Annotated in this window: 13 protein-coding genes and 1 pseudogene; 12 read left to right on the top strand and 2 right to left on the bottom strand. The window is 63.9% G+C overall.

The annotated features are described in order from the left end of the window. The first annotated feature begins 166 nt into the window (after positions 1–166). The 3 genes from B9A31_RS07810 (at position 167) to B9A31_RS07800 (ending at position 4,855) form a co-directional block, all read left to right on the top strand. The gene (locus B9A31_RS07810; protein ID WP_019096663.1) at positions 167–1,789 is read left to right on the top strand and encodes an acyl-CoA synthetase; all 1,623 of its coding nucleotides are present in this window, start codon (positions 167–169) and stop codon (positions 1,787–1,789) included. A 72-nt stretch (positions 1,790–1,861) separates the two neighbouring features. Further along, positions 1,862–3,631 (top strand): acyl-CoA dehydrogenase C-terminal domain-containing protein, encoded by a 1,770-nt coding sequence (locus B9A31_RS07805; protein ID WP_019096664.1) that lies wholly within the window; start codon positions 1,862–1,864, stop codon positions 3,629–3,631. A gap of 216 nt (positions 3,632–3,847) precedes the next feature. Then, a complete protein-coding gene (locus B9A31_RS07800) occupies positions 3,848–4,855 on the top strand; it encodes a FecR family protein (protein WP_025752573.1) in 1,008 nt (335 codons plus the stop codon). Positions 4,856–4,868: 13 nt separating this feature from the next. Here the strand turns inward: B9A31_RS07800 and B9A31_RS07795 are convergent, their stop codons facing one another. After that, complete coding sequence (locus tag B9A31_RS07795) at positions 4,869–6,188, bottom strand: Na+/H+ antiporter family protein (protein WP_084296851.1); 1,320 nt, start codon at positions 6,186–6,188, stop codon at positions 4,869–4,871. Between the two features lie 224 nt (positions 6,189–6,412). On the opposite strand from B9A31_RS07795, the pseudogene B9A31_RS27700 reads away from it, so the two are divergent. The 8 genes and pseudogenes from B9A31_RS27700 to B9A31_RS07755 all read left to right on the top strand — a co-directional run. Then, a pseudogene (locus B9A31_RS27700) lies at positions 6,413–7,699 on the top strand (HAMP domain-containing protein); the annotation flags it as partial. A gap of 102 nt (positions 7,700–7,801) precedes the next feature. Further along, positions 7,802–8,557, top strand: coding sequence for a methyl-accepting chemotaxis protein (locus B9A31_RS27695; RefSeq protein ID WP_371104846.1), 756 nt, complete (start codon positions 7,802–7,804; stop codon positions 8,555–8,557). A 95-nt stretch (positions 8,558–8,652) separates the two neighbouring features. Next, positions 8,653–9,669: an ABC transporter substrate-binding protein gene (locus B9A31_RS07780; RefSeq protein WP_019096667.1), complete on the top strand. Its 1,017-nt coding sequence runs from the start codon at positions 8,653–8,655 to the stop codon at positions 9,667–9,669. Continuing rightward, entirely contained in the window at positions 9,666–10,514 is an 849-nt protein-coding gene (locus B9A31_RS07775) for an ABC transporter permease (RefSeq protein ID WP_019096668.1), read from the top strand. Before B9A31_RS07780 ends, B9A31_RS07775 begins: the two co-directional genes overlap by 4 nt. A 70-nt stretch (positions 10,515–10,584) precedes the next feature. Continuing rightward, a complete protein-coding gene (locus tag B9A31_RS07770; RefSeq protein WP_016713877.1) occupies positions 10,585–11,448 on the top strand; it encodes a LysR family transcriptional regulator in 864 nt (287 codons plus the stop codon). A gap of 124 nt (positions 11,449–11,572) precedes the next feature. Then, the gene (locus B9A31_RS07765; protein ID WP_019096669.1) at positions 11,573–12,490 is read left to right on the top strand and encodes an AEC family transporter; all 918 of its coding nucleotides are present in this window, start codon (positions 11,573–11,575) and stop codon (positions 12,488–12,490) included. A 33-nt stretch (positions 12,491–12,523) separates the two neighbouring features. Then, positions 12,524–13,135, top strand: a complete 612-nt coding sequence (locus tag B9A31_RS07760) for a cell wall hydrolase (RefSeq protein WP_019096670.1) — start codon at positions 12,524–12,526, stop codon at positions 13,133–13,135. Between the two features lie 295 nt (positions 13,136–13,430). Next, on the top strand, positions 13,431–14,282 hold the full coding sequence (locus tag B9A31_RS07755; protein WP_025752580.1) for a CAP domain-containing protein: 852 nt from the start codon (positions 13,431–13,433) through the stop codon (positions 14,280–14,282). Between the two features lie 28 nt (positions 14,283–14,310). Here the strand turns inward: B9A31_RS07755 and B9A31_RS07750 are convergent, their stop codons facing one another. Next, positions 14,311–15,285 (bottom strand): GlxA family transcriptional regulator, encoded by a 975-nt coding sequence (locus B9A31_RS07750; protein WP_019098099.1) that lies wholly within the window; start codon positions 15,283–15,285, stop codon positions 14,311–14,313. A 105-nt stretch (positions 15,286–15,390) separates the two neighbouring features. Between B9A31_RS07750 and B9A31_RS07745 the strand changes: the two genes are divergently transcribed. Continuing rightward, a complete protein-coding gene (locus tag B9A31_RS07745; protein WP_016713873.1) occupies positions 15,391–16,002 on the top strand; it encodes a LysE family translocator in 612 nt (203 codons plus the stop codon). Positions 16,003–16,007: the final 5 nt, after the last annotated feature.

Here is a 16,007-nt window from a genome sequence, read left to right as displayed (position 1 = left end):
ACTATATTGCTATAGTCGATATTCCTACTACCATAGCGGTTCGCGTAAAACTGCGACAGAGGAAGGCGGCCTACCGTACGCCTCCCCGCACCCTGAACAGAGCTAACAATCAGCCACCGGGGGCCAAGCGCACAGGCTGCGCATGCCTCCCTTACAGGATTACCGCATGTCGATCTATGCCCAGGGCCTGATGCCCGCTGCCGTCAACCATGTCGCCCTCACCCCGCTGAGTTTCATCGAACGCACCGCTGCGGTATACGGCCAGTATCCAGCCGTGATTCACGGCGCCATCCGCCGTAACTGGCAAGACACCTACCAACGCTGCCGCCGCCTGGCCAGTGCCCTGGTGGGCCGCGGCATCGGCCGTGGCGACACCGTGGCAGTAATGCTGCCCAACACCCCGGCCATGCTCGAAGCCCACTTTGGCGTGCCCATGACCGGTGCCGTGCTCAATACCCTGAACGTACGCCTGGACGCCGAGGCCATCGCCTTCATGCTGCAACACGGCGAGGCCAAGGTGCTGATTACCGACCGCGAGTTCCATGCGGTGATTGAAGCCGCCCTGGCGCTGCTCGAACATCCGCCATTGGTAGTGGACGTGGATGACCCCGAGTATGGTGAAGGCCGTGCGGTCAGCGAACTGGACTACGAGGCCCTGCTCGCCGAGGGCGACCCGGAATATGCCTGGGAGTGGCCGGATGACGAGTGGCAGGCCATTTCGCTCAACTACACCTCCGGCACCACCGGCAACCCAAAGGGCGTGGTCTACCATCACCGCGGCGCCTACCTGAACGCCTTGGGTAACCAGATGACCTGGGCCATGGGGCATCGCCCGGTGTACCTGTGGACCTTGCCGATGTTCCACTGCAACGGCTGGTGCTACCCCTGGACCATCACCGCCCTGGCCGGCACGCATGTTTTCCTGCGCCGGGTCGACCCGCAGAAGATTCTTAACCTTATCCGCGAACACCGGGTCAGCCACCTGTGCGGCGCACCGATCGTGCTCAACGCCTTGGTCAACATGCCGGAAGCCGCCAAGGCCGCCATCGAGCACCCGGTACAGGCCATGGTGGCCGGCGCCGCACCACCGGCCAAGGTGATCGGTGCCGTGGAAGAAATGGGTATCCAGGTCACCCACACCTACGGCCTGACCGAAGTCTACGGCCCGGTGACCGTGTGTGCCTGGCATGACGCGTGGGACGAACTGACGCTGGAAGAACGCGCGCGCATCAAGTCACGCCAAGGTGTGCGTTACCCGACCCTCGACGGCCTGATGGTCGCCGACCCGCAAACCCTCGAGCCGGTGCCGCGCGATGGCAACACGCTGGGCGAGATTTTCATGCGCGGCAACACGGTGATGAAGGGCTACCTGAAAAACCCCGAGGCCACCGCCGAAGCCTTCCGTGGCGGCTGGTTCCACACCGGCGACCTGGCCGTGTGGCATGCGGACGGTTATGTGGAGATCAAGGACCGGCTCAAGGACATCATCATTTCCGGTGGCGAGAACATTTCCACCATCGAGGTCGAGGACGCCCTGTACAAACACCCGGCGGTGCTCGAGGCCGCCGTGGTGGCGCGCCCGGATGAAAAATGGGGAGAAACCCCATGCGCCTTCGTAGCCCTGAAGCCTGGCAGGGAAGACACCCGCGAAGCCGACATCACCAGCTGGTGCCGCGAGCACCTGGCCGGGTTCAAGGTGCCCAAGACCGTGGTGTTTGGCGAGCTGCCCAAAACCTCCACCGGCAAGATCCAGAAGTACGTGCTGCGCGACCGGGCCAAAGCCCTCTGATCCCGTAGCGGCCTATTCGCGGGCATGCCCGCGAAGAGGCCGCACCTGATTTCTCCCCTTCAAGAGCCAACGATGACTACCTATTCAGCCCCACTGCGCGACATGCGCTTCGTCCTGCATGACGTATTCAACGCCCCGGCCCTGTGGGCCCGCCTGCCCGCCCTGGCCGAGCGCATCGACGCCGACACCGCCGACGCCATCCTCGAAGAAGCCGCCAAAGTCACCGGCCAGCTGATCGCTCCGCTCAGCCGCAACGGCGACGAACAAGGCGTGCACTTCGAAGCAGGCCAGGTCACCACACCAGACGGTTTCCGCGAAGCCTGGCACACCTACCGCGAAGGCGGCTGGGTCGGCTTGGGCGGCAACCCGGCGTATGGCGGCATGGGCATGCCGAAAATGCTGGGCGTGCTGTTCGAAGAAATGCTCTACGCCGCCGATTGCAGCTTCAGCCTGTATTCGGCCTTGAGTGCTGGCAGCTGCCTGGCCATCGATGCCCACGCCAGCGAAACGCTCAAGGCCACTTACTTGCCGCCCCTGTACGAAGGCCGCTGGGCGGGCACCATGTGCCTCACCGAACCCCATGCCGGCACCGATCTGGGGCTGATCCGCACGCGTGCCGAACCCCAGGCCGATGGCAGCTATCACATCAGTGGCAGCAAGATTTTCATTACCGGTGGCGAGCAGGACCTGACCGAGAACATCGTCCACCTGGTCCTGGCCAAGCTGCCGGATGCACCTGCTGGCGCCAAAGGCATCTCGCTGTTTCTGGTGCCCAAGTACCTGGTCGAGGCCGACGGCAGCCTGGGCGCACGCAACGCCGCCCATTGCGGCTCGATCGAGCACAAGATGGGCATCAAGGCATCGGCCACCTGTGTGATGAACTTCGATGGCGCCATCGGTTACCTGGTGGGCGAGCCGAACAAGGGCCTGGCAGCCATGTTCACCATGATGAACTACGAGCGCCTGTCCATCGGTATCCAGGGCATCGGCTGCGCCGAAGCCTCTTACCAAAGCGCCGCCCGTTACGCCAACGAGCGCCTGCAAAGCCGCGCCGCCAGCGGCCCGCAGGCGCAGGACAAGGCGGCCGACCCCATCATCCACCACGGCGATGTACGGCGCATGCTGCTGACCATGCGCACCCTCACCGAAGGTGGCCGGGCGTTTGCCGCCTACGTGGGCCAGCAGCTGGACCTGGCCCGTTACGCTGAAGACACCGGCGAACGCGAACATGCCCAGCGCCTGGTGGCACTGTTGACGCCAGTGGCCAAGGCGTTCTTCACCGACAACGGTCTGGAAAGCTGCGTGCTTGGCCAGCAGGTGTATGGCGGCCATGGTTATATCCGCGAGTGGGGGCAAGAGCAGCGGGTGCGTGACGTACGCATTGCGCAGATTTATGAAGGTACCAACGGTATTCAGGCCCTGGACCTGCTCGGCCGCAAGGTACTGGCCGACGGCGGCCAGGCGCTGGCCAGCTTTGCCGCCGAAGTGCGGAGTTTCAGCGTGGATGCCCCGTTGCACCGCGAAGCCCTGCAGGCAAGCCTGGCGCGGTTGGAGGCGACCAGTGGGTGGCTGCGGGCACGTGTCGGCGAGGATGCCAATCTGGTCAGCTCGGTGGCGGTAGAGTACCTGCAGCTGTTCGGGCTGACGGCATATGCCTACATGTGGGCGCGGATGGCCGCGGCGGCGTTGGCCAGGCAGGACGAGGACGCTGACTTTTACGGTGCCAAGCTGGCGTGTGCGGCGTTCTTCTTCCAACGTATTTTGCCGCGCGGGTTGGGGCTTGAGGCCAGTATTCGGGCCGGTAGTGACAGCCTTTATGGGCTGGAGGCGGCGCAATTCTGATAGGACGTTGGGGGCGCTTTGCGCCCCTTGTGTCGCGATGGGCTGCGCAGCAGCCCCAAGGATCTCAGCCTGCATTTACTTGCGCGAAGGGTTCTCAAACGCTGAAAAACCGTTGCAAATCCGACGAAAAAACGGCACAACTGATAGTCATTCGCCATTACATCGGTTCTCGGGAGCCCTCTGGCAAGGGTAGAATGCGCAAAACCCGGAGCCGCAATGAACCACGACCGCCTCAATCCCAGCCCAGACGATGCCATCACCGACGCTGCCGCGCATTGGTGCATGCGCCTGCACGCCGAAGACTGCACGGCTGGCGAGCGCGAGGCTTTTGCCCGCTGGCTGGCGGCAGATCCGCGGCATGCCGAGGAATACGAGGCAATGCTGGAAATCTGGCAAACCGCCGACCTGTTGCCACGCACCGCCACTGTCGTCGAGTTCAACCCGCCAGCCCCACATGCCGCGCGTTCACGCAGCTGGCGCCCGCTGGCGTCTGCCGCAGCCATCGCCCTGGCGGTACTGCCGCTGGCCGGTTGGGTGGGCTGGGAACAAGGTTGGCTGCCCAACCACTACCAGCACTTCGAAGCCAGTGACCGCATGCAGACCGTGGAGCTGAGCGACGGCAGCACGGTGCAGCTCAACCTCAATACCGAGCTCACCTACCTCAACTACAAGGACCAGCGCCAGGTCACGCTCAAGCGCGGCGAGGCATTCTTCAAGGTTCAGCACGACAGCAACCACCCGTTCATCGTGCACGCCGGTCGCGGCCAGACACGGGTCACCGGCACCCAGTTCAACGTGTGGAAGTACCAGGACCAGGTCAAGGTCACGCTGGTGGAAGGCTCGGTACTGGTGTCCAGCGATGGCAGCACCGGCGGCTATCGCCTTGGGCCTGGCATGCAGGCCAGCTACCACCAGGGCGATTTCGAGCCCCAACTGGAGCAGAGCGACGACTACGGCAACAGCCTGGCCTGGCGCAGCGGCAAGCTGGTGCTCGACAACCTGAGCCTGGAACAGGCGCTGCCGGTGATCAACCGCTACCTCGACGCGCCCCTGCTGCTGGCCGATGCCAGCACCGGTCGCATCCGCATCAGCGGCATTTACAACACCCGTGAAGTGGGCCGCCTGGTCAACAACCTGCCCAAGGTGCTGCCGGTCTACCTGACCCGCAGCAAGGACGGCAGCACCGTGCTCAACCGCATCTCGCCGCCGCCCGACAAGGGCTGACGCCCTCCCCGCCTTACAAGGTCATCGCAGCCAACCAGCCGAACGCCAGCAGCGGCAGGTTGTAGTGGATGAAGGTCGGCACCACGGTGTCCCAGATATGGTGATGCTGGCCGTCGACGTTCAGGCCCGAGGTTGGGCCCAGGGTCGAGTCCGAAGCCGGCGAGCCCGCATCTCCCAAGGCACCGGCAGTACCAACGATGCACACCGTGGCTACCGGGTCGAAGCCCAGTTGCACGCACAGCGGCACGAAGATCGCGGCCAGGATCGGCACAGTGGAGAACGACGAGCCGATACCCATGGTCACCAGCAGGCCCACCAGCAGCATCAGCAAGGCGCCGATGCCTTTGCTGTGGTCGATCCACTGGGCCGAGGTTTCCACCAGGCTTTTAACCTCACCGGTAGCCTTCATCACATCGGCAAACCCCGAGGCGGCAATCATGATGAAGCCGATCATGGCCATCATCTTCATACCCTCGGTGAACAGGTCATCGGTGTCCTTCCATTTGACGATGCCCGACAGCGAGAAAATCAGGAAGCCGACCATGGCCCCGATGATCATCGAATCCAGCAACAACTGGACGATGAACGCTGCGGTAATTGCCAGCCCGGCCACCAGCAGTGTCAGCGGGTTGTACTGCACGCTCACCTGTTCCACCTGCTCGATGCGGGCCAGGTCGTAGTCACGCTTCTTTCGGTAGCTGATGAAGACCGCCAGCAACAGGCCTGCGAGCATGCCTGCCGCCGGGATGGCCATGGCCTGGGTCACATTGACGCCACTCACATCGACACCGGCACGGGCAACGTTGGCCAGCAGGATTTCGTTGAGGAAGATGTTGCCAAACCCCACCGGCAGGAACATGTACGGGGTAATCAGACCGAAGGTGATGACGCAGGCGATCAGCCGACGGTCGATGCGCAAACGGGTCAGCACATACAAAAGCGGCGGCACCAGCAGCGGGATGAAGGCAATGTGGATGGGCAGGATATTCTGCGACGACACCGCCACCACCAGCATCAGGCCAATCATCAGCCATTTGACCTTGCCGCCATTGGCGTGGCCCTGGCGATCGATCATGGCCAGTGCACGGTCAGCCAAGGCATGGGCCAGGCCGGACTTGGCGATGGCCACGGCAAAAGCGCCCAACAGTGCATAGGACAAGGCCACCGTGGCACCCCCGCCCAGGCCGCCGTTGAAGGCCTTGAGCGTGCCTTCGACGCCCAGGCCGCCCACCAGCCCACCGACCAGGGCGCCAATGATCAGGGCGATGACCACGTGCACGCGGGACAGGCTGAGTATCAGCATGATGCCGACCGCGGCGATCACTGCATTCATGGTTGGCTTACCTCATTACGACAGAAAAAAGCGCGAACTCTGAAGCAGTGGGCGGCAGATGTCAAAAGCGCCATGTTGCGGCGCATTAGCAACTCCTAAAGGATCACGCTCCCACAGGGGGTCGCAAGCGACCTCAACAATTAAATTGAACGTTTGAATAAAGAAAAAACGGCGCCCGCCGACACAGTCGCTAGCCACACTCTTATTACAAGGGATCCGACCCCATGCCTTTGCGACAACTTTCCATCCAGTGGAAAATCACCCTGCTCGCCGGTCTCTGCCTGGCCGGCATCGTCACCTTGCTCGTTGGCCTGTCGCTGTACCGCATGGACCACAGCTCGGACCTGGTCAAGGCCAGCAGCATGCAGATGCTGACCGAGGCGGCGCAATCGCGCATCGAGTCGCAGGGTGAGGTGCAAGCCCTGAATATCCGCCGCCAGTTCATGGACGCCTACCAGTACGGTGCCGGCTTCGCCCGCCAGGTGCTGTTCCTGCGTGAGCAGGCGGAAAAACGCTATCTAGATGCCTTCGACCTGCGCGAGGACATGACCCGCCAAGTGCGCGCCGCGCTGCAGGCCAACCCCGACCTGCTTGGCCTCTCGCTGGTGTTCGAACCCAACGCACTGGACAACAAGGACAGCCTGTTTGCCGGCAAGGCGGAGCTGGGCAGCAACGAAACCGGGCGTTTTGCCCTGTACTGGTCGCAACCGCGCGCCGGCCAGCTGACCGCCATGGCGCTGCCCGAGCATGACATGGCCAACACCGAGATCGGCCCCAGCGGCCAGCCGGCCAACACCTGGTGGGTGTGCCCGCGCACCACCGGCAAGGTGTGCGTCGTGGAGCCTTACTTTTACGACATCAATGGCCAGCAGGTGCTGATGACCAGCATCGTCTTCCCGCTGGCGGTCAACGGCAAGATCATTGCCACCCTGTCCATCGACATCAACCTCAACAGCCTCCAGGCCCTCAGCCAGGACGCCAGCCGCAGCCTGTACGAAGGCCGCACCACGGTCGGCATCCTCAGCCCGGTCGGCCTGCTGGCCGGCTACAGCGCCGATGCCAGCAAGCTGGCCCAGCGCTTCGATCAGGTGGACCCGACCAACGGCGCCGAACTGGTGCGCAAGCTGGCCGATGGCAAGATGACCATCCTGCACGACCAACAGCGCCTGAAAGTGCTGGCCGCGTTCCGACCGATCCCCGACGCCCAACCTTGGGGCGTGCTGCTGGATGTACCGGAAAACGCCCTGACAGGGCCAGCCGAAAAACTGAAGCAGGAACTGGACACGCTGAATACCAGCGGCACCTTGCTTGAGCTGGGCCTGGGTTTGGCTGCAGCCATTGCCGGCCTGCTGATGGTGTGGCTGATGGCCCGTGGCGTTACCCGGCCCATCCTTGGCGTGGCCGCCATGCTCAAGGACATTGCCAGTGGTGAGGGCGACCTGACCCGGCGCCTGGCCTACCAGAAACAGGACGAACTGGGCGAACTGGCCGGCTGGTTCAACCGCTTCCTCGACAAGCTGCAGCCGACCATCGCCGAGGTCAAACGCTCGGTGCAGGCCGCCCGAGGTACCGCCGACCAGTCCTCGGCCATTGCCAGTGAAACCAGCGCCGGCATGGAACAGCAGTACCGCCAGGTCGACCAGGTGGCCACCGCCTCGCACGAAATGAGCGCCACCGCCCAGGACGTGGCCCGCAGCGCGGCCCAGGCCGCGCAGGCTGCCCGTGATGCCGACCAGGCCACCCGTGAAGGCCTGGCGGTGATCGACCACACCACCACCAGCATCGATGCCCTGGCCGCCAACATGAGCGACGCCATGGCCGAGGTCCAGGGCCTGGCGCAAAACAGCGAGAAGATCGGCTCGGTGCTGGAGGTGATCCGCTCGATTGCCGAGCAGACCAACCTGCTGGCCCTCAACGCGGCCATCGAGGCTGCCCGCGCCGGTGAAGCCGGCCGTGGCTTTGCCGTGGTGGCCGATGAAGTGCGCAACCTGGCCCGGCGTACCCAGGAGTCGGTGGAAGAAACCCGCCAGGTGATCGAAGCCTTGCAGGCAGGCACCCGCGAAGTGGTCGACGCCATGGACAACAGCCATCGCCAGGCCCAGGGCGGCGTCGAGCAGGTTGGCCAGGCCGTGACGGCATTGCAGCGTATCGGCCAGGCGGTGACCGTGATTACCGACATGAACCTGCAGATCGCCTCGGCCGCCGAAGAGCAAAGCGCGGTGGCTGAAGAAATCAACAGCAATGTGGCGACGATCCGCGACGTCACGGAGTCGCTGTCGGGCCAGGCCAACGAGTCGGCGCGGGTCAGCCAGTCGCTGAACAGCCTGGCCAACCAGCAGCAGGCGCTGATGGACCAGTTCCGCGTCTGAGGCAGATAGGGCCGCCTCGTGCGGCCCTGAATACCGCTCAAACCTCGTCGTCTACACTTGCCTGCACCCAAGGCGCGGCAAACGACGAGGTCTGGATGAAGAAGCTTTCAACACTGCTGGCCGGCCTGCTGCTGGCCGTAGGCCTGGCAAGTACTGACAGTGCCGCTTCGGCAGAACAACGCCCACCCATCCATTTTGGTGCCATCGGCTGGGAAAGCGGCGCCCTCACTACCGAAATCCTGCGGCTGATCGTGGAACGCGGTTATGGCTACCCTACAGACACCCTGCCCGGCAGCACGGTCAGCATGGAGGTGGCCCTGGCCCGCAACGACCTGCAAGTGATCGCCGAAGAGTGGGCCGGACGCAGCCCGGCGTGGGTCAAAGCCGAGCAGGCAGGCCAGGTATTCGCACTGGGTGATACGGTGAAGAACGCCGAAGAAGGCTGGTGGGTGCCTGCGTATGTGATCGAGGGCGACGCCGCTCGCAAACTGAAGCCCATGGCGCCCGAATTGCGCCATGTCGACGACCTCAAGCGTTACCCGCAGGTATTTCGTGACCCCGAGTCGCCCGACAAAGGTCGCTTCCTGAACAGCCCCACTGGCTGGACATCGGAAACGGTCAACAGCCAGAAGCTCAAGGCATACGGCCTGGACAACCTGTACACCAACTTCCGCAGTGGCTCCGGTGCTGCGATGGATGCCGAAATCGGCTCAGCCATCCGCCGTGGCCAGCCGGTGTTGTTCTACTACTGGAACCCGACCCCATTGATGGGGCGCTACAAGCTCATACGGCTTGAAGAACCACCGTTCGATGCCCAGGCCTGGGCCACCCTCACCGATGCCAGCAACCCCAACCCGCAGGGCAGCCGTTCGCTGCCGGCAAAGTTGTCGATTGGTGTGTCCAAAGCCTTCCGTGAAGGCTACCCGGACCTGGTGACGGTGTTCGAACAGGTCGACTTGCCGATCGACCGGCTCAACAAGGCGCTGGCCGACATGAGCGAAAAACGCACGCCGCCGCGCGATGCCGCCCTCGCCTTCCTGCGTGACAACCGTGACGTCTGGAAGGCCTGGCTACCCAGTGAAGTCGCCGCCAGGGTCGAGGGCAGCCTGTGAGCAACGGCTTCCCGCAAGCCTTGCAGTTTTCCTTTGCCGACAGCGTCAACCGGTTGGTCGATTGGCTGGTGCTGAACTACGGCGATCATTTGCGTAGTGTTTCCGACCAGTTGCTGCAACTGCTGGTAGGCCTGGAAAACCTGCTGCGCCTGTTGCCGTGGTGGCTGTTGTTGCTGCTGGTAGGCGTGCTGGCCTGGCACGCCAGCCGAAGCCTGCTGCGCAGTGCGGTACTGGTGTCGCTGCTGGCCCTGATCGGCATGCTCGGGCTGTGGGACAAACTGCTGCAAACCTTGGCCTTGGTGCTGGTGAGTACCGGCCTGTGCGTGCTGGTGGGCGTGCCGCTGGGCATTCTGCTGGCTGCCCGGCCACTGGCGAAGCGGCTGTTGTTGCCGGTGCTGGATGTGATGCAGACGCTGCCTGCTTTCGTTTACCTGATCCCGGTGCTGATGCTGTTCGGCCTGGGCAAGGTGCCCGCCGTGTTTGCCACACTGATCTACGCCCTGCCGCCGTTGGTGCGATTGACCGAACTGGGCCTGAGCCAGATCGACCCCTCGCTGCTACAGGCCGCGCACGGTCTGGGGGCCAGCCGCTGGCAACGCTTGCGGCGCATTGCCCTTCCGCTGGCGCTGCCGAGCATCATGGCCGGGCTGAACCAGTCGGTAATGATGGCCCTGTCAATGGTGGTGATGGCTTCGATGATCGGCGCCCGCGGGTTGGGTGAGGATGTACTGATGGGGATCCAGACGCTGAATGTGGGGCAAGGTGTGGAGGCCGGACTGGCAATTGTCGCGTTGGCCATGGTGATTGACCGGATCAGCCAGGCGTACGGGCGCAACGGGCACTGAACAGTGTTGCCGGCGATAGGGCCGGGCCTGACAATGCAGCTCTGTCAGCTTGAAACCGGACCTCATCCGCATGTCCCTCAAAGCCCTGCGCACCCTGGTAACCATCGCCCGCCATGGCACCTTTGCCCGCGCCGCCGACCTGCTCAGCCTCACACCTTCGGCAGTGAGCCTGCACATCAAAACCCTTGAAGACGAATTGCAGGTGACCTTGTTCGACCGCAGCCGTCGGCAGGTGGTACTGACCGAGGCCGGCCAGTTGGCCGTGGCGCGTGCCGAAACCATCCTGGGCGCCTATGACGAACTGGCCGACGCCCTGGCCAGTGGCCCTGGCCTGCGTGGCCGCCTGCGCCTGGGGGCCATCCACACGGTGCTGGCGCGGCGCCTGCCCAAGGCGCTGGTCTGGATCAAGACCCACCATCCGCAATTGCATATCAGCGTGGCGTCGGGGATGTCGGCGGAACTGGCGCGGCGCGTGGAGGACGGCGAACTCGATGCAGCGATCACCACCGAGCCGGTCAGCCCCTACCCGCAAAGCCTGGACTTCACACCGTTGTTCGAGGACCGCTTCTGGGCCATCGCCAGCCCGGAACTGGCCGGGCACGGTGTAGCCGAGTTGCTGGCCAGCCAACCGTTCCTGCGCTTCGACAAACGCGCCTGGGCCGGGCGGCAGATCGAGCAGGAACTGCGCCGCCAGCATCTGCAGGTGAGCGAGCAAATGGAGCTGGACAGCCAGGAGGCCCTGGCGCGCATGGCCGTGATGGGCCTGGGCGTGGCGATCATCCCCATGGCGGATGACGACCTGCAACGCCTGCCACCCGCCACCTGCCTGCCGTTTGGCGAACCGCAACTGACCCGGCGGGTGGTGTTGCTGGAGCATGAGAAAAGCCAGCGGCGGCATTTAAGTGCGGTGTTGAAGACGGCCTTGGAAGCGTGAGCGCCAACGGGCGCCGTCGCCTCAACAATGCATTTTTTCTCAACAGTCAGTGCAGAAAACAACGTTTTTACAAACCCTTTCTCACCCGTAGTCTGTGCGCGTACCCGACCACGGAACGTCGAACATGCTCCCGTTGCTGCTGACCACCCTGCTACCGATCATCCTGCTGATTGCCCTGGGCACCTTCCTGCGCCTTCGCGGCTTTTTGGCCGAAAGCTTCTGGCCGGGTGCCGAACGCCTGAGCTACTACGTATTGCTTCCCTCATTGTTCCTGCACGGCCTGGCCACGGCCAACCTCGACGGCGTGCCAGTGCTGGGGATGGTCGGTGTGCTGATGCTGTCGACCCTGGCCGGGGCGCTGCTACTGGTGCTGTACCAAGGCGCTGTGAGCCACGATGGCGCCGATTTCACGTCGGTCTTCCAGGGCGGTATCCGCTTCAACAACTACATTGGCGCCACACTGGCCGCCGGCATCTACGGCAGCGCCGGCATCGCCCTGGCCGCAGTGGCCAATGCCGCCATCGTGCCCTTGGTCAACCTGCTGTGCGTGCTGGTGTTTGCCCGCTTCAGCGCCCGCCACAGTTCACCGGCCACGGTGCTGAGGGCGATTTTCGCCAACCCGTTGATCGTCGGTTGCGCGGGCGGCTTACTGCTGCGGGTGACGGGGCTGGGCCTGCCGCCCGGCATCGAACCCACGGTCAAGGCGCTGGGCCAGGCCGCCCTGCCGATGGGCCTGCTGTGCGTTGGCGCGGCACTGGGTGGCGCCAGCCTGGGCCAGCAGGTGCGACCGTTGATGGCCGCCTCGGCGTTCAAGTTCCTGGTCATGCCGCTGACCACCTGGGGCTTGTGCCGCCTGGTTGGCCTGAGTGGCCAGGCAGCGGTCGTGGCGGTGCTGTTCCAGGCCCTGCCTACCGCCTCTTCGTCCTACGTGATGGCCCGGCAAATGGGTGGCAACGCCCCGCTGATGGCCACCATCATTGCCCTGCAGACAGTGGCCGCCGCAGCCACCCTGCCTTTGGTACTAATGCTTACGCTTGGCTAGACTGGTATCAGCCCCTCTTTCGGAAGCTTGCCCATGCGCCTTGCCTGGATCCTGATCGGCTTGACCTCGGCCCTGCTCGCAGGCCCCTTGCACGCAGCCGACACCGCCATGGCCGCAGTGGCTGAAGACAAGGCCGAAGTGCTTGAAGAAAAGGTGGTGGAAGACGCCCCTCCTCCCAAGAAAGCAGAAAAACTGACCCCAGGTGAAGCCCAGGCGGTCGATCCCGCCGGCCAGGCACCGCTGGACGACAGCATCACCTGCCTGGCCCGCACCATCTACTGGGAAGCCAAGGGCGCCGACGCCGAAGACATGTCGGCTGTGGCCAGTGTGGTGCTCAACCGCCTGGGCCACGATGGCTTCCCCGATACCATCTGCGGCGTGGTCAAACAGGGCGTGGAAACCAAGGCGTGCCAGTTTTCCTGGTGGTGCGACGGGCGCCCGGACCAGGTCGAGGAAGCGCAACGCTACGGTGTGGCCAAGGAAATCGCGCGCAAGGCGCTTAACCAACAGTTGAAAGACCCCACCGGCGGCGCCCTGTACTTCCACGACCGCACCGTGCATCCCGACTGGGCCAAGACCTACCGCAAGACGGCGCAGACCACGCATTTCCTGTTCTATAAGCCGAATCAGGCGTTGGCCCGTTGATGCGGTACCGAGCAATCAGAAACCGATGCTACCTGAAAACTTGACCAGCCGTGGGTCACCCTGGGCTACCTGGGAGGTTGGGAACAGTTGGCGTTTGAGGATTGTTTCTAGCCAATGTTACGAATGATTACCAAGTAATCGCACTTTTGTGCCGACCAGTGGTCTACTCCCTCTTTTGCCGCCCGCAACGATTGCCGGCGTTTCATTGCTTTGCACCCGCCAGGGGCCAAAAGCCCCGGGCTTGTGTAGGATGAGCAGCGCATACCACGACGCTGCCAGTCATAGGGAGATCCACATGCGCGTCCTGTCATCCGTTGCCGCCTTGTCGCTGGGCCTTGTCGTATCGACCGGGGCACTGGCTGTCACCGGCGAAGAGGCGCAACTGATCGATTCGATCAATGTCTACCGCAGCCAGGCCCAGCCCTGCGGTGGCGAGGCGTCGCTGGAGCTGCCGCCGCTCAACAGCGACACCCGCCTGGCGCTGTCGCCAGAAGGCACCCGTGACCTGCAGCAGGCCATGACCCGCGCCGCCTACCCCATGGTCAACGTTCAGGCCATCAGCCTGTCGGGGCCACGCGATGCGCGCGCTGCCATGCACGCCATCGAAGAAAGCTTTTGCCAGGTGGTGCTCGACCCGCAGTTCGTCGATATCGGCGTCAGCCAGGAGGGCCGCGACTGGCGCATCGTACTGGCCCGCCCACTGCTCAGCGGCCGCCTGGGTGACTGGCAGGCCGAAGGGCAGAAGGTGCTGCAGGAAATCAACGCCGCGCGCAAGGTGCCGCGCCAATGCGGTGGCCACCCCTTCGCCGCCGCCCCCGCCCTGAGCTGGAGCACGGCACTGGCCGGCGTCGCCGCCAGCCACACACGGGCCATGGCCAACCAGAACTTCTTCGACCACATCGACAAGGAAGGCCGTACCCCGGGTGACCGGGCGGAACTGGCGGGTTACCTGTATCAGCAGATTGGAGAGAACATTGCGGCCGGGCGTGATACCGCGCACAAGGTAGTCGAAGGCTGGCTGCAGAGCCCTGGGCATTGCGCCACGCTGATGAACCCGGACTTCCGTGAATTGGGTGCGGCTTATGCGGTGGACCCTAAGAGTGATGCAGGGATCTACTGGACGGGTTTGTTCGGGACACCGCAGTAAGCGCTTCCACAAGGATGTGCACCGAGTTTCATCCTGGATGATTGCCTGCTCGCAACGCCAAGGCCGTACACCCAAATCGCCGCCGCACGCATTTACCCAGGTAACTGGCATCGCCCAGCCCTACTTCATCGGCAATCTGCGCCAGGCTGTGGCTGGAATTGAGCAAGCGCCAGCGCGCCTGCTGCAAGCGCATCTCCAGCCACCAGGCCTTGGCGCTCATGCCATGGCTGGCCTGAAACTGGCGGTCGAGCTGACGCCGGCTGATGCCCAGTTCAGCCGCCAGTTGCTCCAATGCCAGCGGCGTAGCCAGGTGATGGCGCATCAACGCTTGTGCCCGCTGCACCTGCCGCCCCTGCCCGGCGGCCAGCTCAAGCGAGCGTAGCGCATGGCGGCTGTCGCGGGTTTCGTCCACCAGCATGTCGGCCAGCCCTTTGAGCGCCCGGGTTCGCCCGCAGGCCTGTGACAACAACGCCACCGCCAGGTCGATAGCCGCCGTACCACCTGCGCAGGTGATACGGCTGCCGTCGATGCAATACAGCTGCTCACGCAACACCTGCAACTGCGGGAATGCTGCACGAAACTCGGCTTCGTGGCGCCAGTGCACCACCACCTTGTGCCCTTGCAACAGCCCGCAGGCAGCCAGCAGGAAGGCGCCGTTGTCGACCCCTACCAGCTTGACCCCGGCTTTGCCGGCCCGCCTGAGCAAGGCCTGGTAGCGCGGCGCCAACGCGGCAGTGGCCATGGCATTGCGCCCGCCGAACACGACCAGATAGTCGAAACGGGTCAGATCGACCTGGCCGGCATCGGCCTCGACCTGCACCACCGCGCCACTGCTCGATGGCACCGGGTCGAGGCTGAGCCCTGCCACGGTCCAGCTGCAGTAGCGCTGCTGACTGTAGTCTTCGTCATCGGCGCTGAAGCGCAACTTGTCGAGAAAGGCGCCGAACGGCAACAGGGCAAAATCCGGTAACGGCAGGATCAGCAAACGGATATCAGGCAGCATGGTGTTGCGTCCAGAAACGACTGTTCAATGTCTAGATACTACCCTTCATGGGCGCAGTTCGCGCCATAAACTGGCCCCCTCCACACCAACAAGGCACTTGCGCAAATGGCACTCGACACCTGGCTCATTTACCTGCTGGCCAGCATTGGCCTGTCACTGACCCCAGGCCCCAACAGCTTGCTGGCCCTGACCCATGGTGCCCTCTACGGCGCCCGGCGAACGTTGTTCACGATCGTTGGCGGGGTGTTCGGCTTCAGCGCCCTCATCGCCCTGGCGATGTTCGGCCTCAGTGCCTTGCTGCAAACCTCGGCCTCGGTGCTGAGTGTGTTGAAATGGGTGGGGGGTGCTTATCTGGTCTGGTTGGGTATCCAGCTGTGGCGCAGCCCGGGGCTGCACCTGGAACTGAACGAGCGCAGCGCTCGGCTTGGCAATGCCGGCCTGTTCCGCCAAGGCCTGTTGTCGGCCATGGCCAACCCCAAGGTGCTGCTGTTCTATGGGGCCTTTCTGCCGCAGTTCATCGACCCGCAACGCGGCTTGATGCTGCAGTTCGTGGTGATGGCAACGACCTTCGCCAGCGTCGAGTTCCTGGTCGAGTACCTGCTGGCGCGGTTGGCATTTCGTATTCGGCCTTGGCTGGCCAAGGGGGGGAAGGGTTTCAACCGTTGCTGCGGCAGCCTGTTTGCCCTGATCGGTGTGGCGCTGCCGCTTGGCCGATGACGCCC

Source organism: Pseudomonas sp. URIL14HWK12:I5, assembly GCF_900176445.1.
Lineage (GTDB): Bacteria > Pseudomonadota > Gammaproteobacteria > Pseudomonadales > Pseudomonadaceae > Aquipseudomonas > Aquipseudomonas monteilii.
This window is presented reverse-complemented; position numbering and strand designations above follow the sequence as displayed.